The organism is Paenibacillus sp. GCM10027626 (genome assembly GCF_042676285.1).
GTDB lineage: Bacteria > Bacillota > Bacilli > Paenibacillales > Paenibacillaceae > Paenibacillus_Z.
Genome location: NZ_JBHTHC010000010.1, coordinates 265,548 through 289,302, shown reverse-complemented (window position 1 = coordinate 289,302; position 23,755 = coordinate 265,548). Strand labels below are relative to the sequence as shown.

At 49.2% G+C, this 23,755-nt stretch carries 11 protein-coding genes; 10 read left to right on the top strand and 1 reads right to left on the bottom strand.

Annotated features, from left to right (window positions below; translation table 11 throughout):
- Window positions 1–120 precede the first annotated feature (120 nt).
- Window positions 121–1,152: a stalk domain-containing protein gene (locus ACFQ0N_RS20900; protein ID WP_379329771.1), complete on the top strand. Its 1,032-nt coding sequence runs from the start codon at window positions 121–123 to the stop codon at window positions 1,150–1,152.
- Between the two features lie 606 nt (window positions 1,153–1,758).
- Here ACFQ0N_RS20900 and ACFQ0N_RS20895 read toward each other — a convergent pair.
- A complete protein-coding gene (locus tag ACFQ0N_RS20895) occupies window positions 1,759–2,877 on the bottom strand; it encodes a GntR family transcriptional regulator (protein ID WP_379329768.1) in 1,119 nt (372 codons plus the stop codon).
- Window positions 2,878–3,097: 220 nt separating this feature from the next.
- Here ACFQ0N_RS20895 and ACFQ0N_RS20890 point away from each other — a divergent pair, with 220 nt between their 5' ends.
- From ACFQ0N_RS20890 to ACFQ0N_RS20850, 9 genes are all read left to right on the top strand, one after another.
- Window positions 3,098–3,700: a TetR/AcrR family transcriptional regulator gene (locus ACFQ0N_RS20890; protein ID WP_379329766.1), complete on the top strand. Its 603-nt coding sequence runs from the start codon at window positions 3,098–3,100 to the stop codon at window positions 3,698–3,700.
- Window positions 3,675–4,667, top strand: a complete 993-nt coding sequence (locus ACFQ0N_RS20885) for a glycerophosphodiester phosphodiesterase family protein (RefSeq protein ID WP_379329764.1) — start codon at window positions 3,675–3,677, stop codon at window positions 4,665–4,667. The genes ACFQ0N_RS20890 and ACFQ0N_RS20885 overlap by 26 nt, the downstream gene beginning before the upstream one ends.
- Window positions 4,668–5,030: a hypothetical protein gene (locus ACFQ0N_RS20880; protein ID WP_379329762.1), complete on the top strand. Its 363-nt coding sequence runs from the start codon at window positions 4,668–4,670 to the stop codon at window positions 5,028–5,030.
- Window positions 5,031–5,484: 454 nt separating this feature from the next.
- Window positions 5,485–6,378: an ABC transporter permease gene (locus tag ACFQ0N_RS20875; RefSeq protein ID WP_379329760.1), complete on the top strand. Its 894-nt coding sequence runs from the start codon at window positions 5,485–5,487 to the stop codon at window positions 6,376–6,378.
- 31 nt (window positions 6,379–6,409) lie between these two features.
- Complete coding sequence (locus tag ACFQ0N_RS20870; protein ID WP_379329758.1) at window positions 6,410–7,291, top strand: carbohydrate ABC transporter permease; 882 nt, start codon at window positions 6,410–6,412, stop codon at window positions 7,289–7,291.
- Window positions 7,292–7,367: 76 nt separating this feature from the next.
- Entirely contained in the window at window positions 7,368–9,005 is a 1,638-nt protein-coding gene (locus ACFQ0N_RS20865; protein ID WP_379329755.1) for an extracellular solute-binding protein, read from the top strand.
- A gap of 43 nt (window positions 9,006–9,048) precedes the next feature.
- Window positions 9,049–11,373 carry a helix-turn-helix domain-containing protein gene (locus tag ACFQ0N_RS20860; protein WP_379329753.1) on the top strand — a complete coding sequence of 775 codons (2,325 nt, stop codon included), beginning with the start codon at window positions 9,049–9,051 and terminating at the stop codon, window positions 11,371–11,373.
- Window positions 11,374–11,418: 45 nt separating this feature from the next.
- Window positions 11,419–17,394 (top strand): CBM96 family carbohydrate-binding protein, encoded by a 5,976-nt coding sequence (locus tag ACFQ0N_RS20855; protein WP_379329751.1) that lies wholly within the window; start codon window positions 11,419–11,421, stop codon window positions 17,392–17,394.
- A gap of 99 nt (window positions 17,395–17,493) precedes the next feature.
- Entirely contained in the window at window positions 17,494–23,742 is a 6,249-nt protein-coding gene (locus ACFQ0N_RS20850; RefSeq protein WP_379329749.1) for a CBM96 family carbohydrate-binding protein, read from the top strand.
- Window positions 23,743–23,755: the final 13 nt, after the last annotated feature.

Below are 23,755 nucleotides of genomic sequence, written 5' to 3'. Positions count from 1 at the left end.
TATGTAATATGCCTATTTGCAATTAATTCCATACCTGTCCGATTTCCAACATTTGCATCGTAACTAACTTCTACGCCGACGCGTCAATATATGGAAGACTTTTTTCGGAAGGATGATAGAATGCCGGTGTTTAGAAGAATTGGTACAACCGCGCTGCTTATGCTAATGTTGGCCGGTGCAGGGACTGCTCATGTTTCAGCGAACGCTGGGGTTGGCAGCATCTATTTAGACGGCAAGCCAATTGCGTTTTCTGCGGATCCTGTGGTAAAGGAGAGTACAACATTCGTCCCGATGCGTTCCATATTCGAGGCCCAGGGAGCAAAAGTTACCTGGAATAACAAAACGCAGACCGTAACTGCCGTCAAAGGCGGGAGCACGCTTACCTATCGGATAGGGGATACGGTCGCATTCATAAATCAGGAACGCCTAACCTTGGCTAAGTCTGGGACAATCATGAACGGGGTAACGATGGTCCCCCTGCGCTTCATAAGCGAAGCTTTGGGCAATGTCGTGCAGTGGCATGCCTATTCGGGCAGCATCTCAATCTCATCGGCAACAAATTACGAAAATACAGTACGGTATGGAGTTAATCTGCGTAAAGCTCCAAGTGCGGAAGAGAATGCTCCGGTCTACCGGCTGATTCCCAAAGGCGAGAGGATCCACGTGATCAGGGAAATCGACGCGAACTGGCTGGAGGTGCAAACAGCGGATAAGCGTATCGGTTTTATTTCGGCCAAGCCGCTGTACACCGACTATACGAGTCCCGCTCTGACAGAGCGGCAGGCGGATGAGCTAATTGCCTATGGCTCGCAATTTTTTGGCACCCCTTATAAGTTCGGCGCATCATCTGATCAAACTTCTACCTTTGATTGCTCCTCTTTTGTCCGTCATGTGTTTAAAGAGGTGCTGTCGCTGGAACTGCCGCGCGTATCTTACGATCAGGCGGAGAAAGGCAAAGAGGTCAGTGTGGACGAGCTGCGAAAAGGCGATTTGCTGTTTTTTAGCGCCCGGGGGCTGCCGATCGGCCATGTCGGCATCTATGCAGGCAATAATCAAATTTTACATACCTACTCAAAAGAAAAAGGCGTTCATATCGGCGAGCTGGATGACAAGTGGATGAAGCGGTTTGTGACTGCGCGGAGAGTATATTGATTGGCGGATGTTCGCGGATTGTTGTATGTTGTACAACAATAAACGGTGCGAATGGGTCCGGGAGGGAGAATTGTTGTATGAAATACAAAAATTTGGGGTTCGTGTTGTGGTAGCGGGGGCAGATTGTTGCAAAACGTACAGCATTTTCGGAAAAAGTGTCCATCATAATGAAAAATATTGCGTTTTATACAACAATCCAGCCTGGAGAAAGCGTTGAGCCGTCTTCGCCGAGTCCCGAAAAGGTCAGCTAGGCGTGGGCCATGAGGCATGCGGACATATGTTCCGTTATTGCTCGAAAAACAGGCGATTGGATGCTTTCGCGGACAGAGGATCCGTTATTTGCGTCATTTTCATGATTTTCGCGGTGATTTGAGGCCAATAACGGAACCACGGTCCGCCGGCCTGCCGTTTCGGCACATTTGTTCACAGATAACGGAACGACGGTCCGTCTCAGGTCCGCCCAGTTTCTGCTCAGGTCCGCAACGCAACGTAATTAGTGGTGTTTGCCCGCTATTCGCGGCGCGATTTGCTGCGAATAACGGAACCTGTATCCACGCCCCGCCGTACCTGCCGTTTTGTGCACCAGCCGTTTCTTCACCGTGCCGCTCAGGTCGTGCGCCTTTCCCTGATCGACACTGGAAGGACAACTTCGCGGGTGAGGGAAGGTTCATCGATCGCACTGAGGAGAAGGGATAGCGCCTCTTCCCCCATCTTATCCACTTGTTGTTCGATACAGCTGAAGTAGCGGCCATGCAAGTCATGGACCGGCGGATTGTCATACGATAAAATGGCAAGCTCCTCCGGCACCTTCCTGCCCAGTTCGCTGGCGGCTCTTGCCACATAAACAGCCATCCCGCACGAAAAGGCGAAGACGGCAGTCAATTCCGGCTGGGACTGCAGCCACTCGGTAACGATGCGCTGGCTGGCTTCCGTATCCATATATGTAATTTCATCGGTCCGCGTCAGCCAATGGGCCGGCTCGATTTTTAGCCCGGCTTGCCCCGCCATTCCCAAATAACCGGAGAACCGGTCCTCGGAGCTGGAGGTTTTCGATCTAGTCCCCGAAACAATCCCGATTCGTTTATGGCCCTTTTGAATCAAATATTCGGTTCCCAGATAGCCGCCTTGGTAGTTGTCCGAATAGACGGCATTCGTCTTAATTCCGGGCAAATAGCGGTCGACCAGCACAAAAGGAAAGCCCGTGCTTTTCAAGCCCAAAATCGCATCGCTGTAGGCTTCGCCGTCTACAGGAAATATGAGCAAACCATCAACATCGGCTTCAAGCAGAAAGTTGATGCCGTCCCTTTCCTCCGATTGGGTAGTTGCTGTACGGACAATAAGGATTACATTTTGCTCTTTGCAGGCTTCCTCGATGCTTTGCAGCAGCTGCATGGAAAACTCGTCATTGGTGAAAGGGCTTAAAAAACCGATTTTCCGCTTATGCGCTGCCTGCTGGCGAGATACTGCCTTGATTGGAGCTGCAGCGGCGGCTTCTGCAGGATCGGCGACAAAGGTACCTTTGCCGGCAATGCGATAGACAAGATCCTCTTCGACCAACAGCTTGATCGCATTTTTAATGGTTATGCGGCTGACGCCGTATTGCTGCACAAGTTCGGCTTCAGTCGGAATTTGGTCGCCGGGCTGCAGCTCGCCTCGTTCGATCTTTTCTTTGAGCATGGCCCTGATTTGCAAATAGAGCGGCTGGTTGCCGGTTGGTTGTGTCATAGGGATGATGGAGTCCTTTCCTGAACATTGAAAGTATTATATTGTATTATATCATTTGCGGCTGCTGGCGGCTAGTAGCCGTATGACGAGAAAGATTCGCCTCTCTGATGTTGCCAGCAAGAATTTGTTGTTGCGCAAGAGCAGCATTAATTGTAAAATGACTACAGTCATATATGACTGTAGTCATTTTTTGTGCTGTTCGAATGTAGAGGTGAAATAGATGCGAAGAGAAGCGCGTAAAAAACAGATTGAGGAAACGATCATTAAGCAAGCCATCGCTTTGTTCAAGCAGAAAGGGTACGACAACGTTACAGTGGAGGAAATTACACTGCAAAGCGGTATAGCCAAGGGTACTTTTTTTAACTACTTTCCTAAAAAAGAGCATGTTTTGCTGCATGTGGCCACCTCACATATTAAGCTGATGGGAGAGATTGCTGCGCGTCATGCCGAAGGGGCTGTCAAAGATAGAGTGCTCCATATTTTCCGCGACCTGCTGGCCATTTATTTTCAACATGCGGAATTGTTGCGTCTGACATTGGTCGAGACGCTCAGGTCAGCGATCGAGTCTAAGGAAGAGACGTCCAATATCGCGATTTTTCAAGACACATTGCGCACGATCATTGAAGAAGCGAAGCAAAAGGGCGAATTTCGCTGCCGCTGGGATTCGGATATGGTGGCTTCGATTTTGGTCGGATTGTTTTTCAATGCGTTAATCGCTGGCTCTGCCAGAATGGACGAGCAAGCGATTTACGACTCGCTCTGTGCGCAGCTTCAAGCGATTTGGGAGGGGATTGCGAATGAACCGGCTGAAAAAAATAGCTAGAAGCAAAATCGTCATCGCGCTGCTGCTGCTGGTCGCATTTATCTACCTGAACAACAGCTCCTTACTGATGAAGGCGCGGAGCGGAGAGCCGCATTTGCTTGCGCATCGCGGGCTTGCCCAAACCTATCCGATGGACGGCATCGCCAATGATACCTGTACAGCGGAGAGAATCTACCCGCCGGAGCATTCATTTTTGGAAAATACGATTCCTTCGATGGAAGCGGCATTTCTGGCAGGGGCGGACGCTGTAGAATTTGATGTACATATTACGAAAGATGAGCAATTTGCCGTCTTTCATGATTGGACGCTGGATTGCCGCACGAATGCGGAAGGTGTGACGAGAGATTACACCATGGCCGAGCTGAAAAAACTGGATATCGGGTATGGCTACACCGCCGATCAAGGCAAGACCTATCCCTTCCGCGGAAAAGGGGTCAGTATGATGCCTTCTTTAACTGAGGTACTGGACCGATTTCCCGACAAAGCGCTGTTAATCGATATTAAAAGCAATGATCCGTATGAGGGAGAGCTGCTTGCCAAATATTTGTCAGCGCTGCCCAAGCAGCAGCAGGATTTGCTGGCTGTGTACGGAGGAGACAACCCGATCGCCGCCCTGAAGGAGAGAATGCCCGAGATGCGCGTCATGTCCAAGGCGACGATGAAAAGCTGCCTGATCCCTTATGTTGCTGCGGGATGGACAGGGTATATGCCGGCTGCATGTAAAAATACAGAGCTGCACATTCCGGAGAAAATTGCCCCTTGGCTTTGGGGGTGGCCGGACCGCTTCCTCGATCGTATGGACGATGCCGGGACTCGTACGATTGTAGTCGGAGGCGATGGCAGCGATTTTTCGAGCGGCTTCGATACGGCTGATGATCTCAAGCGGCTGCCTGAACAGTACAGCGGCTGGATTTGGACGAACCGGATTGACCGCATTGCACCTTTATACAGGGAGGCGGAGGATTGAATGGATGAGAAATTTTGGTTAGTGGTACAGTATCCCTTGAAAAGCGTAAAAGGAAACCAACGCGATGAATGGTTAAAAAATAAAGTAATGGAATATTTAAATATATATTTAGCCGAAGCTGAACTTGGCTATGTCGATGGTTTTGACATGGGGAAATGCGTGTCTGAGCCGTATAAATATGCACTTAACATATTTTGTGTCATTACGGATGAAAAACGGAGTATTGCCTTGATAAAAAAAGTATTAAGAGAACATAGGCTTGACTATACTCGAATAAAAATTGCAACTATGCCCTTTGAGGACGGAGATACATACACGCTTAAATATGCCTATAAGAAAGGCGTGACCGATTTTTCTCTATAACAGGATAGTGCGGGCCGCGCACGTTTTCATGCGGAGATGACAGGCTGATCCGCGCTGAGAAATGGATTTCTTATTTACCTACATAATATCCAGTTAGTGAATATGTCTAGTGGGAAGTAACCTATTGACGAATATCGTCATAATAGGTGCTTCCTTTTTTGTCATACGGTAGCCGTTAAAACATTGTGACGGAAATCATCGCCGATTTCGATGAGTGACTCATAATAACTGACGTCCTGACCAAGCGAAAAAAACATGTTCGGTAGTGTGTCCAAAAGCCCGAAAACACTGGAAAAAATCGAAAAGGAGTACCATCACAAAAATTGTAGATGGGGCATTCGGCGATAAGGAATAGCATCATAAAAACTGGAGATTTTCGAGCCGGGGCCGGGCATGGTAGGTTGAATGTGCAGCGTTGAATGAACGAACATACGAAAGGGGGAGAACCAAAACGATGAAGCATCTGTCGCAAAACCGGTTTCTCTATTTATTGTTAGTGCCGGTTGCCATCTATTTGCTGCTATTCAAATATGCGCCGATTGGCGGAGAGATCATCGCCTTCAAAAATTATCGTCTGGCTGACGGCATTTTGGGCAGTCCTTGGGTCGGCCTGGAGCAATTTGAAAAGCTGTTCGCAAGCAAGGAGTTTTACGTGGTCTTGAAAAATACGCTCCTGCTTAATTTGTATCATCTTTTGTTCGCCTTTCCGGCGCCCATTATATTGGCTCTCCTGCTTAACGAGGTCAGAGTAGAGTGGTATAAACGGACATTGCAAAACCTGCTGTACATCCCCCATTTTATTTCATGGGTGGTGCTGGGCAGCATCATCATTGCGCTTTTGTCGCCATCGACAGGCATCGTGAACTATGTGCTGCAGGCATTCGGCTTTGAGCCGATTTACTTTATGGCAGATAAGTTCTGGTGGCCGGTCAGCTTTATTGGGTCCGCCATTTGGAAGGAAGCAGGATTCGGAACGATTCTTTATTTGGCGGCGATGGCCGCAATTGATCCAACCTTGTACGAAGCGGCCAAAATCGATGGGGCCAACAAGCTTAGACAAATCTGGCACGTTACCCTGCCGGGCATTCGCTCCACAATTGCTATTCTGCTCATCTTGCAGGTAGGAAAAATGATGGACGTCGGCTTCGAGCAGGTGTATGCGCTGCGCAATCCGGCAGTAACAGGGGTTGCGGAAGTGATTAGTACGTATGTGTATACGCGCGGTCTTGTCAATTTGCAGTACAGTTATACGACAGCGCTAGGACTGTTTCAATCGCTGATCGCACTGATATTGATTATTTCGGTTAACCGGATCATTAAAAAGTTGGGAGAACGTGGACTCTGGTAGCCTGCCAATTCCGGAAAGGAGTGAGTAGAGCTTGAAAATACGCAGCCAAAAGACATCATCGTCATTTTTTCGTTGGCTCAATTATATTTTGCTGGCGCTTGCCGCCTATGCGACTATATTCCCTTTTATTAACATTATTGCTGTATCATTGAGCAGCAGCAGAGCGATTAATGCGGCAGAAGTATTTATGTGGCCGATCGATTTCAATGTAGAGGCATATAAGACTTTGCTCAAAGACGGACAGCTCGTCATTGCCATGAAAAACACGGTCATCATTACTATAGTTGGCACCTTTCTCAATATGCTGCTGACCATCATGGCAGCCTATCCGCTGTCCAAGCCGAGACTTAAAGGCAGAGGAATTATGCTGATGGCGATTTTATTCACGATGCTGTTCAGCGGAGGGCTGATCCCTAACTTTTTGCTGGCGAACAGCTTGGGACTCGTCAACACTTATTGGTCGCTATGGCTGCCTGCACTTATTAGCGCTTACAATATGTTCGTTATGAAGTCCTTTTTCGAGGGACTGCCGGAGGAGCTGGAAGAATCGGCTGCCATTGACGGCGCCAGCGAGGCCACGATTTTGTGGAAAATTATTTTGCCGCTATCGAAGCCGGTTATGGCCGCATTAACGTTATTTTACGCGGTTGGCTGGTGGAATTCCTATATGAATGTACTGATCTATATTCGCAGTACCGACAAATTATCTTTAATGGTGAAGCTGTACCAAATGATCGATCTCGTCAGTCCTGATTTGCTGCGCGGCGGGGAAGGTGTGAACCAGGTGATGATTACGCCTGAAGGGATACGGGCGGCGGCAGTCGTATTTGCGATCGTACCGATCCTGTGCGTCTACCCGTTTTTGCAGAAGCATTTCATCAAAGGTGTGCTGCTTGGTTCGATTAAAGGCTGACGGCAATGTCGAAAGATATCAACTGCGCATTTTAGTCGCATTTTGATATAATTAATAATATTCTAGGAGGTTGGCTATGAAGAAAGGTATGAAACATAGGGGGAAACTGGCCTTGATGGCTTGCATCGCTATTGCGATGCTGGGAACGACGGCTTGCTCAAGCAATAGCGGAGGCGACAGCGGCAACGGAGGCAAGGGAAGTAATGGCGGAACCGAACCGGTAAAACAAAACAACAATACCGGTGAGAATAAAGGGGATGCCGCCGATCCGTATGAAGGGTTGCCGAAAAAGATTAGCATTTCGACGTTTGACCGCGGCCAAGTATCGAGTGATGAGGGCACTTATGAAGACAATCGCTGGGTCAAATGGATTCGCGAGAAATCCGGTATTGATGTATCGATCGTGCCTGTCGCACGCAATCAGGCGCAGGATAAGCTGAATATATTGTTTGCTTCCAACCAGGCGCCGGATTTGGTATGGGAATATGACCGCGGTTATATCGGGAAGCTGGTTACACAAGGGGTTATTCAGCCGATTGGCGACTATATCGATAAATACAGCACCACATACAAAAAATATTTGGAAGAAAATCCGGATTTAAAGGCGCATCTCACGTTTAATGGTGAAATTTATGCCATTGCAACAAAGCGCCCGGTCACCCAAATTGCCAACCACGGGATCTGGATTCGCCAGGATTGGCTGGATGAGCTGAAGCTGGAAAGGCCGAAAACGATGGAGGAGCTTGTTAGTGTTGCCAAGGCCTTCAAGGAGCATTATGCCGACAGCACGCCAATTGTTGGTTATACGACCTTTGATGTTTACTCTGCGCTTTATGGCGCAATCAACTCGCAGTGGTATTTGGAAGACGGCAAAATGACTTATGGCGGGGTCCTGGATCGCTTCGCAGACGTTATCCAACTGGAGAAGGAGCTTTATGAGCAAGGGCTTGTGGATAAGGAATATTTGACGGACAACAACAACCAGCGTGCCAACCAGCTGTGGACGACAGGAAAAGCCGGTATTCTCATGGGTCAATGGGGCGGCGGTAATATCGATATTTTGATGAAGGACCTAATCGCTAACGTACCGACTGCCAAGCCGGAGCCGATGGAGTCGGTCTCGACGCAGTATGGTCACTATGGCGCTTATCAAGAATCCTCGCCGTTTATATATGTCGCGTTCAATAAGGAAATGAAAAATCCGAAGGCGGCAATTGAATACTTGGATTGGATTATGGAAAATGGCTGGTTTACGCTTGTGAATGGGGAAGAGGGCGTGCATTATCAACTGGTTGATGGTGTGGCGAAGCGTACTGACGTTGATAAATTCAACAAAGAGGTGCTGTACGCAGGCGAATACGGAGTTGTGCGGAAGGAAAATATGAAGCCGGAGGATTTGCTAATTCAGGCTGCAGAAGATGAGCTGTCGCAACGCATGGCTGCACTTTCGGTAGAATCCGTGAAATTGGCACTGAAAAACGAATTCCGACGCGATACGCCATATCAGCCGATTTTTGATGAAATTAATGAGATCCGTGCGACGCTGGATACTTTTATCCGTGAGACAAGAGCGACGGCAGTTACACAGGGTGACAAGTATACAGGCAAGTGGGCGCTTGAGGAAATTCGCAAGGAATGGGATCGTCTGGGCGGCGCCAAAGCTACAGAAGTTGCTCAGCAATGGTATGAGGATAACAAGGCAAGCTTTCAATAATTGAAGATGTACGATCAGAGAGAAGACAAGAGGGGGACTGGGCATGAATCTATTTCAAAACCGGCGTCTGGTTAAGGCGGCTGCGATTTTATCGATGATTCTGTTTCTCCTTGTCTTCTCTTCTATTTTTATTACGTACTTAGTGTTCAACGATCAATTGAAGCGTCAGCTTGCCGATACAAATATGGAACTGCTGCGGCAGCTTGACAACAAGTTGGAGCTGACATTAAAAAATTTGGATAAATCTGCGATTCAATTGATGAAGCATGATGAAGTGATTCGTTTTTTTGATCATGAGCTGGATGAGCAGGAGAGCCGGAACAATTCATTCCGAGTTTCCAACTTGATTACAAACATCGTGAACAGTACAGAGCAAATTTTTTCGATGGATTTATACTCCTATAGCAAACAGCGGCTTGTAAGCGGCAACACGTTGACAGAGCAGGATATGCTGCAGGACTTCAGCTGGATCAACCAATTTGCCGAATTTGAAGGCTTATCGCACTGGATGCCGACGCATAAAGTAAAAATGACCCTGACGAATTATCCAATTTACCGCAATGTGGTAACACTTGTCCGTACTTATCCGTTACTTCATACGCCTGGCTCGCGCAAAGGAGCGATCGCGGTCAATTTGAAGGAGGATGTGCTTTACAATTTGATCCGCAACACCGATAGGATGGAAGAAGGGCAAACCTTTGTCATTGACGGCGAAGGTGTCGTCATTCTTCATGCGGACAAAAGCAAGCTGGGCAAGGACATTAGCGAGTTTCCCTATATTAGCCGCCTTTTGCAGGGACAGCAGGACGGTTATTTTCAATCTGAGGTAGAGCATATCAATTCTTCTGTTTTCTATGTGCATGAAGCATACACGGACTGGAAAATTGTAAGAATCGTTCCTGAGGATCAATTGACAAGACCCCTAACGGTGGTTCGAAATGGGTTAATTATACTTGCGCTTGTGCTGTTTGTGGTGGCAACCGGGACAACTGCTATCGTCGGTCGGTGGACATATAAGCCTGTCAATCGCTTTATTCGCACGATGAGCAATCGGCTGGCCGTGCATCCGAGACAAAATAATGCTGATGAATTCCAATACTTTGAATCGACTGTGGAGCATATTTTGCAGGATCGCGAGCAATTGCATATGCAGGTCAATGAAAGCAAGCCTTTGCTTAAATGGCGGCTATTGTCAGAGCTATTATCCAATCAGCGCAGCAGTCTGCAAGCTGTCGAGCATTATATGGATCGGATCGGCATCCGGCTGCATCCGAATCGTTTTGTCGTTATGAGCGTTGATTTTGACAATAAGCAGGATATTGCCTCGCCAAGAGATCTGCAGCTCTATGCTTATGCGCTGTGCAATGTGGCGGAAGAGCTGATGAATGCGGAAAACCGGGGGATAGCCGCCGAAATGGATACCGGCAAGTGCGCGGTTATTATGAGCTTTGATGACAGCGACGAGGCAGAGGCGGAGCGCCACCTTATGCGGGCGGTTGCCGTAGCGGATCTGATGAAAAACTTTGTGCAGGAATACTTTAATCGCACCATTACAATTGGCATAGGCGATGTTGTAGAGCAAGTAGGCGCGATCCGCTATTCCTATAAGCAATCGCTTGAGGCGCTGCGCTATAAGCTCGTCATAGGCGGCAATACGATCATTACGCAGGAGGATATTGCAAGCGGTCAATCGCCGCAATTCCACCGGCTGCTTGTGATGACGGACGGAATGATCGCTTCCATTAAAGTGCTGGATGCTGAAAAATTGCGTCAGCAGGTGCGCAGATGGTTTGAAGCCTTTGCTGAGCATAGCGTTCCACCGGAAATGATTGTGCAGCTTATTGTGCAATTTTTGATGAAGGCTTCGACAGTAGCTGCGGAAATTGGTGTCGAAACCGAGGAGTTATTTCCCGAGCAATATCGGATTGAGCTGTTGAATCAGTATGAGCGGCTGGAGCATCTGGAGCAATATACGGTGAACGCCCTGGATATTTTTATTGAACGGATCAAGGAGAAGCGCAGCAGCCGGGAAAAAAATGATGTGATCGACCAAGTGCTGCTCTATATTCAGACGCATTACATGCGCAGTGATTTGTCGCTCAATTTGCTGGCCAGCGAGTTTCGCATTAGCGTCTCACATTTGAGCAAGCTGTTTAAGGAGCAAAAGGAGTGTAATTTTATCGATTTCCTGATGGAAATACGAATGAATAAAGCTAAAGAATTACTAGCAGAGTCGGAGGAGAAAATTCGCGATATTGCCGAGCAGGTCGGCTACACCAATGTAAACAGCTTTGTGCGGATTTTTAAAAAGATTACCGGGCTGACACCAACGGAATTCAGAAGCCGGGCGCAATCCGAAGACGCTTGATCAGAAAAGTATAGCTTCACCAATAAAAATTTGGGAGGCATGACGATGATTGGAGCAAGTCGATCGGCTAAGGCTGTAGCCAAAATGCTGGTGATGACGATGTTATGCTCATTATTTTGGCAAATAGGCGCAGTGAGTGCCGAGCCGCTGCCGACAGGAGCGGATGAAGGATCAGGAGCAGGAACTGGATCGCCGTCAACAGTAACGGAACAGGTCTATTTGACACCGGTGGCAGACGCTTATGTAAACGCCGGCAGTAAGAGTGCGAGCAATTATGGCGGCGAGCCCCTTTTGCTGGTTAAGAACAAAGCGGGAGACGGGGATCGTACACGGCAAAGCTATATGAAATTTGATCTCGGCAACATTCCTGGTGTGATCGAAGCGGCGACATTAAGAATTTTCGGCGAACTGACCGATGGCGAAGGCAACCAGGTGGACATTCAAGTCCATACAGTAGCGGATAATTCATGGAGTGAAAGCGGGATTAATTGGAACAACAAACCGCAGTATGACGCTGTTATTGGCACCATTGCGGCAACCAAGGCCAGTCCGGCAAAAAGATGGTATGAGGTTGATGTCACCGATTACATGAAAGAGCGAATGAACGGGGATCGTCTGGCCAGCCTCGCGCTCGCTCAAGCTGCAAGCAACGGGCTTATCGTTCAGTTCAACAGCAAAGAGAACAGCGCCAATCAGCCGGAGCTTAGCGTGACTTATACGCCGATTGCAGATACAGAACCGCCGGTGTGGCCGGCAGGCAGCCATGTAACGGCAGTCCCGGCGCAAAATGGCGGTATGCAATTGGAATGGACGCCTGCCGAAGATAATGTATGGGTAGCGAGCTACCGCATTTATCAGGATGGGCAGCAAATTGCCGAGGTGAGCGGCAGTACGCATACCTATATTGTGAACGGACTGAATATGGCGCAAAGCTACAGCTTTAAAGTTGTAGCTGGTGACGCTGCGGGCAACTGGTCGGCTGACGGTCCATCTGTTGCGGCTGCTTTGCCGAGAACAGAGCGTTTCAATGCCAGCGAGGATACGCATGTTAATGGCGGTTCATACAGTGTTTATAATTATGGTACGAATACAGAGCTCATCGTCAAAAATAATAGCAGCGATGCTGGCATGACACGCCGCGCTTTTATGAAATTTGATGTGGCAGCGTTTACAGAAGGGGTAGGCACGGCAACTCTGCACTATTACGGGATGGTCAATGATGGGCAGGGCAGCATTGTCGATACCGTTCTCTATGGCATGGATGATAATTCCTGGGAAGAGTCGTCGATGAACTGGGACAATCAGCCGGAGATGGATCACTATATTAAAGCTGTAACCATGAACAGTACCGCAAAATGGCACCAAGTCGATGTGACCTCTTATGTGAAACAAAAAATCGCGGAAGGAACTGTCAGCTTCGGATTTGCACAGCTTAAGCCGGCAGGTCTCGTGGTCAAAATCAACAGCCGGGAAAATGCGGCGAATCAGCCATACTTGGAATTATCCAGCGCCCGGCTGAACGATGCAGCACCAAAATGGCCTGCGGGCAGTGCTGTGCAAACGGTTCACATGACCGAGACAAGCGCAGATTTGCAATGGAGCGCGGCGGGTGACGCAGCGGCGGTTACTGCTTACAATGTGTATCAAGACGGCGTGCTTATTGCCGAGCTTAATGGACAGACACTGAACTATTCGGCAAGCGGTCTGCAATTAGGCGGCAAATATACGTTTAAAGTAGAGGCGGTAAACGCAGCAGGTCAAGCGAGCACGGACGGCCCCTATACGACAGTGAAGATTCCTGCGACAGAGCTGCAGCAGACGACGCTGGGCAATGTATTTATTGCCGGAACGCCAATTGTATTCAAAGTACCGACAGTAAGGGAACAGGTTGTATGGAAGGTGCACGATCTAAACGGTGCCTTGATGTCTGAGGGAACTGTGAATACGGCTAATTTGGAAGCTGTCATTGAGGTGCCGTTTACGAAGCTGGGCTATTTTATGCTGGAGGCTTCCGTCAATAGTCCAGGCAGCCAGCCGATTGTGCTGCGTACCCCATTTACGGTGTTGTCCGACTATGATTTTCGTGCTGTCGATGATTCCCCATTCGGTGTAGCGGCTCACTTGCATCGTACGATGTTTGGCTGGAGTGCCGATCTGGCCCAGCTGATCCGCTATATGGGAGCGAAGACGGCTCGCGGCGGCATGGAGTGGGCAAGTGTCGAGAAGGAAAAAGGCAAGTACACGCTGTCTCCTCAGCCCGAGTTATTTATGAACAAGCTGGAGGAAGAAGGCATCAAAGCGCTATTTGTGGCGGGTTACAATAATCCGTTCTATGACAATAACGGGACGCCTTATACAGATGAAGGCCGCAAAGGCTTTGCCGGCTATGCCAATGCTTATGTTAACGCCTACAAGGATCAGCTGATCGGCATGCAGGTGTATAACGAGTTCAACGGCGGATTCGGCAAGCGGGGCAACAGTCCGGCTAACTCTCAGCCGGATTACTATTTTGATTTGTTGAAGGAAACTTACAACACGATCAAGGCGGACAATCCGAATTTTACAGTGAGCGGCATGGTTACGGCGGGGGTGCCGATTACATGGATGGAAGAAGTATTCCAACTGGGCGGACTAAACTATCTGGATAATGTGGCGGTTCATCCGTATCGGTATCCGCAGACGCCAGAAGGTCTCGACGGGGTCCTCAAATCATTGCAGCAGCTCATTCGCCAGTACAATAACGGCAATTTGAAGCCGATCTGGATATCGGAGCTGGGCTGGCCAACGCATCAGGATGCAAGCGGTGTTGACGAAAAATCGCAAGCGGACTATCTCGTGCGCGCCTATGTCATTGCCCTGGCAAACAATGTAGATCGCATGTTCTGGTACGATCTGATGAATGACGGCATTAATCCGAACGACAATGAAAACAATTTCGGTCTTATCCGCAATAAGCTTGACGCGTTAGGAGCATATACGCCGAAGCCGGCTTATGTCTCTTATGGCGTTATGACAAGACAACTGACGGGCGCCGAATACGTGAGCAAAGACAACTTTGGCGCTAACATCCAAAGCTATGTCTTTGAACGCAACGGCCAGAAATCCCGTGTCATGTGGGCGCTTGAAGAGCAGCAAATTGCGCTGGAGACAAGCGCACCGCTCGCCATTACGAAGATGACAGGCGAAACGGAGCAATTTACTCCTTATAACGGCAAAGTATATTTAACGCTGACGGGAGAGCCGATTTATGTGCAAGGTGAGGTGCTGGGAGCAGCGGCAGACGCTACCTTTGCAATTGAGGGAGATGAAGCTTCACCAGGAATGCCTGTTCAATTGACGGTGTTGGTGAATAATCTGTTACCTGCGCCACTAACGCTGGATTTGTCTGTGGAAGGCAAGCAATATGGGATCACGGCTGAGCAAGGGAAGCAGACTTCCAAATTGATCGAGGTTGCTGGGGCAGAGGCAAACAGCTATCGTCTGGTTGTCGTAGATATTAAACAAGGTTCGAATAAGATTGGCGAGCTTCGTTACCGTCTTATTGCCCAGACGATGCACACGGTGAAAATTCGTCCTGACCTGGAAGCGAGCGGCGACGCATTCACACAAGCGCTGCGCATTGAGGTGGATAACGGAAGTAAAGTAAAAGAGCTTGCAGTAAGCAGCGTCAAATGGAGCATTGGCGAGCAGTTCGGGGAGGAAGCATGGGCTGCGGTTATTAAACCCGGAGAGAAGCAGCAGCTAGCCATTTCGCTGAAATCGCTGGAAACAGTGACGAATTATCCGGCCAAAGTAAGCGTTATTTTTGAAAATGCCGATGCCTATGAATATACGGGCAACATCAGCTTTAATCCGATTTATGAGCATACCGTGAACATGGCTGGCGAGTGGGATAAGGCAGTTGAAGCGCATGAGGCGACGATCAACAGCGATGACGGTCATATGCGCCTTAACGGCTATACGGGACCTGACGATATAAGCGGCAAAGTATGGCTGAACTATGACAAAGATTTCTTTTACTTGTCTGCCCAAATTACGGATGACGTACATTATGCGCCAATGAAGGGCTCAGAAATTTGGAACAATGACGGCCTGCAATTTTCATTGACGTCAGGTATACCAGGGGAGAGCCGCAGCTGGTATGAATACGGGATTTCCGATACGCCGGACGGCCCGCAAATTTACCGCTGGACGGTACCGGAAGGCAAGGAGGCAGGAATAGTTAAGAACGGTAAGCTGACTGTAACACGTGATGAAAATAGTAAACAGACATTCTACCAATTGGCGCTTCCTTGGTCGGAGCTCAAGCCGATTCAACCAGGCCACAAAGAAGCGATGAGCTTCTCGCTGGTGTTCAACGATAATGACGGAAAAGGCCGCAAAGGCTATATCGAATGGGGGTCAGGCATCGGATCAGAGAAAAGTCCAAAGCTGTTCAGAGCGATGCAGTGGATGCCTGCCGTTCAATCGGTTGCCCCAGTCGCGCATGACAGCTCATTTACCGTAAAGGCTGGCGAGACGCTGCAAGGCGTGCTGACAGCAGATGCGGCAGAGGCTGCTCTTGCTTATGAAATTGTCGATAACGGCAAGCAAGGGAAGGCGAAGCTGATGGATGCGGCGAACGGCAAATTTCAGTATGTATCGAAGCCTAATGCGGCGGGAACGGATCAATTTACGTTCCGCGTATTTGACGGCAGCAGCTATTCCAATACGGCCACCGTATCGATCACAATCGTGAAGGCAGGCGAGGATGCCACGCTCAAGGATTTGCAATTGGACGGGGTGACAGTGCCAGGATTTGCTCCGGATAAAACCTCTTACGATGTCGTGCTGGATAAAGGAGCTGCGCTGCCGAAAATTAGAGCTATTGCTGCAGATACTGAGGCGAATGTAGAGGTAGAGCCTGCGGCGGCAGTGCCGGGTAAAGCGACAATAAAAGTAATCTCAGCTGATGGAAAGCATAGTCAACAATATGTTATTTCCTTCACAGAGCGTCAGGTTGAGCCTCCTGTCAATCCGCCTTTCTATCCCGGAGCAATAGATCCTTATCAATCTTATTCGGGGCAGCTATACTTGCCAGCCGGAGTGGCGGGCGAGATCAGCCTTGGTCAGCAAATTAAGCTGACAATCCCGGCTGGAGCTACAGATACGAGCAGACAGCTTAAAATTGCCGAGCTAGAAGGGCAAAAGCTGCATGCTTTGCAAGCAGAGAATTTGCTTAGTCCGGTATTTGAGTTAAGTCAGGAGCCGGCAGGCGAGTTCAAGAAAAAGGCAACGCTGCGCATCGCCTTCGATGCGAGCAAGGCAGGGAAAGAGCAAGTGCCTGCCCTGATGCGTTATGATGACAAGCAAAAAACGTGGGTAAAAATGGATGGCAAGGTCGACGGAAACAGCTTCGTCGCCGAGATTGACCAACTGGGCATATATGCTGTTGCTGCTTTGAAAGATAAGAGCGCCGAGCCGCAGCCAGGGAATGAGCTGAAGGATATTGCCGGCCACTGGGGGCAGTCCTGGATTGAAAAAGCGGTGCAAGCAGGTATCGTAAAAGGCTATAGCGATCATACCTTCCGTCCGGATCAGGCTGTCAGCCGCCAAGAATTAGTGGCGATGCTGGTGCGGGCGCTGCAGCCGCAAGCTATCGGAGGCAAAGCTCAAAGCTTCACAGATGAAGGGCAGATCGGGAATTGGGCAGCGGATGCTGTAGCGGCAGCGGTGCAAGCCGGCTGGATTACCGGCTATAGCGATGGCAGCTTCCGGCCGCAGGAAGGCATGACGCGAGTGGAACTGGCAGCAGTGCTGGCGCGCGCATCAGCTAGCATGGGTGCTGAAGGAGCCGGACAGCTGAGCCAATTCCGCGATGCGGAGCAAATTCCGGCTTGGGCGAAAGGTTATGTTGCGGCAGTTGCAGATAGCAGCTTGATGGAGGGCACGGGAGGCGGGCTGTTCAAGCCGGCAGGCATCGTTACCCGAGCGGAAGCAGCGGCGATTGCTGTGAGATTGCTGGAACAGGTATCATCTTAGTTTGTGTACGAAAACTTGGTTAGTACTAGAAGCCCTCCGCAGCCTTATGTGCTGCGGGGGATCATTGGATAAAGGTAATTCAGACTGGGAGGATTGAACATGATTAGAATAATTCGTTCGTCCAGAGCTTTAGCTCAGATACTCATCCTGACCATGATATGCACTCTGTTTCAAATGAATGTCTCACCTATCTATGCGAATGAAGGTGCTTTAAAAGCAGATCAAGCAGGAGAAGCAAGGCTTCACTCATTCCAGTTGTTACCGTCAGATGATGCATATGTGCGAAGTTCGAATGCTTTAGCTGATAGCAACTTTGGTGAGGATAAGGCCTTGGTTATCAAGAAAGGCAACCCGGATTTAACCCGGGAAAGCTATATGAAATTCGACTTTGCAGGCTTCTCTGCAGAAGTGGAGTCTGTAACACTAGTTGTGTATGGTGCTGCCGGGGAAGGGAATCAAGCCAGTATTCAGCTTCACAAGGTGACGGATAATAATTGGTCTGAAAAGACGATCACCTGGAACACTAAACCATCGTATGAATCCCAAGCACTGTCCTCCATTACGTTGGATAAGACAGTAAAGAGCTACGAGATTGACATAACTGAACAAGTAATTGAACAACTGGCGGCGGATAAGATGGTTAGTATTGCCTTTGTCCAGCCTGAAATGCCAGGAGGGCAAGGTTTAGTAGTCATTCTGAACAGCAAGGAAAACACGATTCAACAACCTTATGTGGAAGTGAAATATAGAGCTCCGGAGGATGCTGCAGCGCCAGTCTGGCCGAGCGGCAGCGAGCTAAAAGCGATTCAGTCTGCAGATGATGCGGTTGATCTTCAATGGACATCGGCCGTAGACAATCAAATGGTTGTATCCTATCGGATTTATCAGGATGATATGCTGATAGCCACTGTGCCAACAACACAAAAGCATTATCGTGTAGAGGGATTGGCGCCGAAGCAAAGCTATTCCTTCAAGGTGGAAGCGGGAGATCCGTCGAACAATTGGTCACTGGACGGTCCGGAAGCAGCTGTAACCATGCCGAATCTTGTGAAGCTTCCTGCTATTGAGGACACCTATGTTAATGCAGGCGGCGCAAGTCAGATGAATTATGGAACGAGTGACAAACTGCTCGTTAAAAATATGAAAGCAGATCCGAATGTGACCCGCCAATCTTTCATCAAATTTGATACAGAAGCGCTTACGGATGAAATCGGCACGGCAACACTGAACTTTTATGGAGCAGTTGCAGATGGTGGAGGCAGTGCAATCGATACGGTTGTATTCGGATTGGAGGATCACTCCTGGAAGGAAGCTGAGATGACTTGGGCCACAAAACCGGAGGCAGTCCATTATCTCAGCAAGGTTCCAATGAATGTGACCCGGAAATGGCATCAGGTTGACGTTACATCCTATGTGAAGGATCAAATCAGGAAAGGAAAAGAGAAGGTTAGCTTTGGTTTGCTGCAATTGGTCGATGTTGGGCTCGTGGTCAGCATCAATAGCAGGGAAAATACAGAAAACCAGCCTTATCTATCGATCAGCAGCTCACAAGCGAACGCTGCAGCGCCAAGCTGGCCAGCGAGCAGCATCTTGAAGCTGCAGAACATGGAAGAGGAAGCTGTAGATTTACAATGGGGGGCTGCTGCAGACCCGGCAGGTGTGACACAATATCGCATCTATCAAAATGGTACATTGATTGACACTATTAGCAGTCAAGCGACTACCTATTCGGTTGAAGGCTTGACGGTAGGCGAGCGTTATACGTTCAAGGTAGAAGCAGGGAATGCGGCAGGAGAGTGGAGCCAGGATGGTCCGCTTCTAACCGTTACCCTGCCAAACACGAAGTTCAAGCAGACTGTGCTTGGCAATGTGTTTTTGAATAATGAGCCTGTTCAGTTCATCGTTGAGACAGTCAGACCGAATGTGAGCTGGAAAGCCTTCAATCTGAATGGCACGAAGGTTGCTGAGGGCACAGCACAAGCCCATAATGGGCAGGCAACGATTACAGTTCCCGATCGTGGGCTAGGATATTTCACACTCGAAGCACAGGCTGAAAATAGTGGCAGCTCGCCAATTATGTTGGAAACAACTTATTCCGTGCTTACACCTTTCACAGCACCGGCGAATGGCAATTCACCTTTCGGGTTTAATACGCATTTGCATCGCATTGCATACGGCTGGAATGCGGATCTTGTGAAGCTTGTGAAATATGCAGGTGCCACCTTTGTTCGTGATGGTGTAGAGTGGCAATATATTGAAAAAGAAAAAGGAATATATTCTTATTTTCCTGATCTGGAAAATTATATGGCTAGATTGAAGCAGGATGGCATTCCGATGCTGTTTGTTGCTGCTTATAATAACCAATTTTACGACAATAACGGAACCCCTTATACAGATGAAGGGCGACTAGGCATGGCGAATTACGCCAAAGCATATGTGGAGAAGTACAAGGACCAGATTATCGCCATGAATGTGTACAACGAGTTTAACGGCGGCTTTGGCAAGCGCGGCAACAGCCCGGCAAATTCACAACCCGACTATTATTATAAGTTATTGAAAAAAACCTATGAGGTTGTGCATGCAGAGCATCCGGACTTGCCGATTGTCGGTATTGTATCTGCTGGCATCAGCCTAGACTGGATAGAAGAAGTGCTCAAGCTGGGAGGTATGGATTATCTTGATGCCATTGCAGTACAGGAATATGTGTATCCCAACGCTCCTGAGGAACTCGCGAAGAAGCTGGAGGATCTGAAAGCATTAATTAAAAAGTATAATGATGGAAAGCTGGTTCCGATTTGGCTGACGGAGTTCGGGTGGCCAACCTATGTTGGTTCTCGTGGAATCAATGAGAAGCTGCAAGCAGATTATCTGCTGCGAGGGCATGTCATCGCATTAAGCAGCGGTGTGGATAAGATGATTTGGTACGATCTGATGGATGATGGCATGCAAACGGATCTGAATGAAGATAATTTCGGAATTATCCGAAATGAAAAAAGCTTGTTGGGGGCCCATACAGCCAAGCCGGCTTATGTCAGCTATGCGGTAATGACGCGAGAGCTGACCGGCGCACAATTTGAGGAAGTTGAGGCAGTCGATGAGCCGATTCACAGCTACCGCTTTGTTAAGGATCAGCAACCTGTGCGGGTTGTTTGGGCGACAGAGGATACGATCATCAATATTGCCACAGATACGCCAATCGAAATTACCGATCTGATGGGTAACACAGAGCTGTACGCGCCGCTCAACGGAAAAGTTATATTGTCCCTTACTGGCGAGCCGTACTATGTGAAAGGTGATGTCGGCCAAATCTCCGTGGAACCTTCCATTACAATTAATGGCGAAGCAACTGTGATAGGGGATGCAGGTCAATTTACAGTATCCATGACAAACACGGGCAAATCCAAACTTTCCTTCACAATGGATGTAGAAGGGAAAGCGCATTTGGTTACGATCGAACCAGGTCAATCTATTGAAAAAGCAATCACTGTAGAGGACACTCGCGAAGGCTATCGGTATATTCCGGTTTATTTAATGGTGGGAGAGCAGAAGGTTGGTAAGCTCGGATATGAACTTAAGGTTGATAAAGCCAAGGAAGTAAAGGTGCGTCCGATATTGGAGCAAGCAGAAGGTGCGGAAGGTCAGTATGATCAAGCATTGCATATTGAGGTGACAAACTTTAGTAAGCTGCATGCACTACAAGTAAAAGAAGTTGAGTGGAGTGTAGGTAATCAGTCTGGACGGCAGGCATGGAATATCAGTATTCCTCCAATGGCATCAGAGCAAATTCGTATTCCGCTGCCTGCATTTGGATTTGGAGAAAATTACAAGGCTTCTGTACGTGTGAAATTTAACGATTTGGATGTGTATCAATACGAAGGGAATTTTGGCTTTAACCCCATTCTGCAGCGTACTGTAAACATTAGTGGAGAGATTGAGCCAGAGCTTGAGGCTTTAGCTCCAACAATCGATTTATCAAAAGGCAAGGAAGTTCTACTGTCAGGTTTTAGCGGAAAGATCGATGTTCGCGGCAAGATATGGATGAATTATGACCGTGATCATCTCTATCTGACAGCACAAATTAAGGATGAGATTCACTCTGCAAAGGCTGTTGGAAACCAAATTTGGAATAATGACAGCATTCAATTTGCGGTTACATCCGGTGTACCTGGGGAAAGCAGCAGCTGGTATGAAATCGGCTTGTCGGATACGCCAGACGGTCCGCAAATGTATCGCTTTGCAGCTCCGCCGGGAATCGATAAAGGTCCTATTAAGAATGGCAAGCTCGTGGTAAAGCGAGATGAAAGCAAGAAAGTCACTGTATATCAAATGGCATTGCCGTGGTCTGAGCTGTCACCGGTGCTTCCGCTGCGTAATGAAGTGATGAGCTTCTCTTTGCTTGTCAATGACAACAATGGCAACGGAAGACGCGGATGGATGGAATGGGGATCAGGGATCGGTCTTGAGAAGCGCGCAAGTTTATTCCGTACAATGCAATGGGTGCATACGGAGCTTGCTCCGGTCGCCTTCGACGGATCCTATACCGTTAAAACCGGCTCGGAGCTGCAAGGAACGCTGCAAGCCGATCATGCCGAAGGAACCGCATTGACTTATGAAATTGTCGGGCAGAGCAAGCAGGGCACGGTAGAGCTGACCGATGCCGTCAAGGGCGAATTCGTCTATAAGCCGAATGTCTCGGCGTTGGGAGATGATGCGTTCACGTTCCGGGTTCATGACGGTTACGGCTATTCGAATACGGCGACGGTCAAGATCGCAATCGTGCGGCCTGGCGAGGACGCCTCGTTGAAGGAGCTCCAGCTGAACGGAGTCACGGTGGCTGGATTCGACCCTGACACAACAAAATATACCATAGTTTTGGATAAGGGGGCAGAGTTACCGGAAATAACAGCGGTCGCGGCAGATGAGAAGGCAACGGTGACCATCAAGCCTGCGAAGCAAGTGCCAGGGGTGGCCAAGGTGCAGGTAACATCGGAGAGCGGCGCGCAAACTCGGATCTATGAGATTCATTTTCAGCTTCGTCCTGTAGAACGGCCATTGCCGAAAGCGCACAACGCATCGTATACGACCAAGGCAGGGGTGCCAGTCGAAGGGCAGCTGAGGGCGGACCATGCGGAAGGAACGACGCTAATTTATGAGATTGCCGCAAGCGGCAAGAAGGGTACCGCAAAGCTGACCGACGCCGCGCAAGGGAAGTTCGTTTATACACCAACTGCTGGGGCTTCGGGCGAGGATACGTTCACATACCGCGTGCATGACGGGCATAACTATTCGAACACGGCAACGGTGACGATTGCGATTGAAAAAGCTCCAGTAGAACCATCGGTGGATCCGCCTGTGTATCCGGGTGTAATCGAGCCTGATGTTTACCGAACGAATACGGGTCAGTTATATTTGCCGGGCGGAGCGGCTGGCGAGGTGAGTCTAGGTCAGCAGATTACGCTGACGATTCCAGCCGGAGCTACGGATACCGGCAGCCGGATTATTATTGAAGAGCTTGAGAAGCTGGACGGTCCACAACTGCAACTGCTCAGTCCGATGTTTCAATTGCGAAGAGAGCCGGCGGGAGAACTGAAGAAAACAGCTGTGCTGCGTCTGGCGTTCGATGCCAAGCAGGTTGGGAAAGATCAGTATCCATCTCTTCAACGCTATGATGAGCAGCAGAAGAAATGGATTGAAATCGGCGGCAAAGTGGAAAATGGCGGCATAACTGCTGAGATCAGCCAGTTTGGAATCTATGCTGTATTCGCGCTGGAACGTCAGTCGGCGGGTCCGGAGCCTGAGAACGAATTGAAGGACATTGCCGGACATTGGGGACAGTCCTGGATCGAAAAGGCTGTGCAAGCAGGTATCGTAAAAGGCTATAGTGACAGCACCTTCCGTCCGGATCAGGCAGTCAGCCGCCAGGAACTAGTGGCGATGCTGGTACGGGCGCTGCAGCCGCAAGCTGGCACTGGCAAAGTTCAAAGCTTCACTGATCAAGCACGGATCGGAAACTGGGCGGCGGATGCAGTAGCGGCAGCGGCGCAAGCAGGCTGGATTACCGGCTACAGTGACGGCAGCTTCCGCCCGCAGGAAGGCATTACGCGAGTGGAGCTGGCAGCGGTGCTGGCACGTGCATCCGCTGGCCTGACTGCTGAAGGAGACGGACAGCTCAGCCAATTCCGCGATGCGGAGCAAATTCCGGCATGGGCGGCAAAATACGTTGCCGCAGCTGCAGCCAGCGGACTGATGGAGGGCACGGGAGCCGGGCTGTTCAAGCCAGCCGGAATCGTTACCCGGGCGGAAGCAGCGGCGATCGCGATGAGATTAATTGAACAAACAGCAAAATAAATTTTAGAAAAAG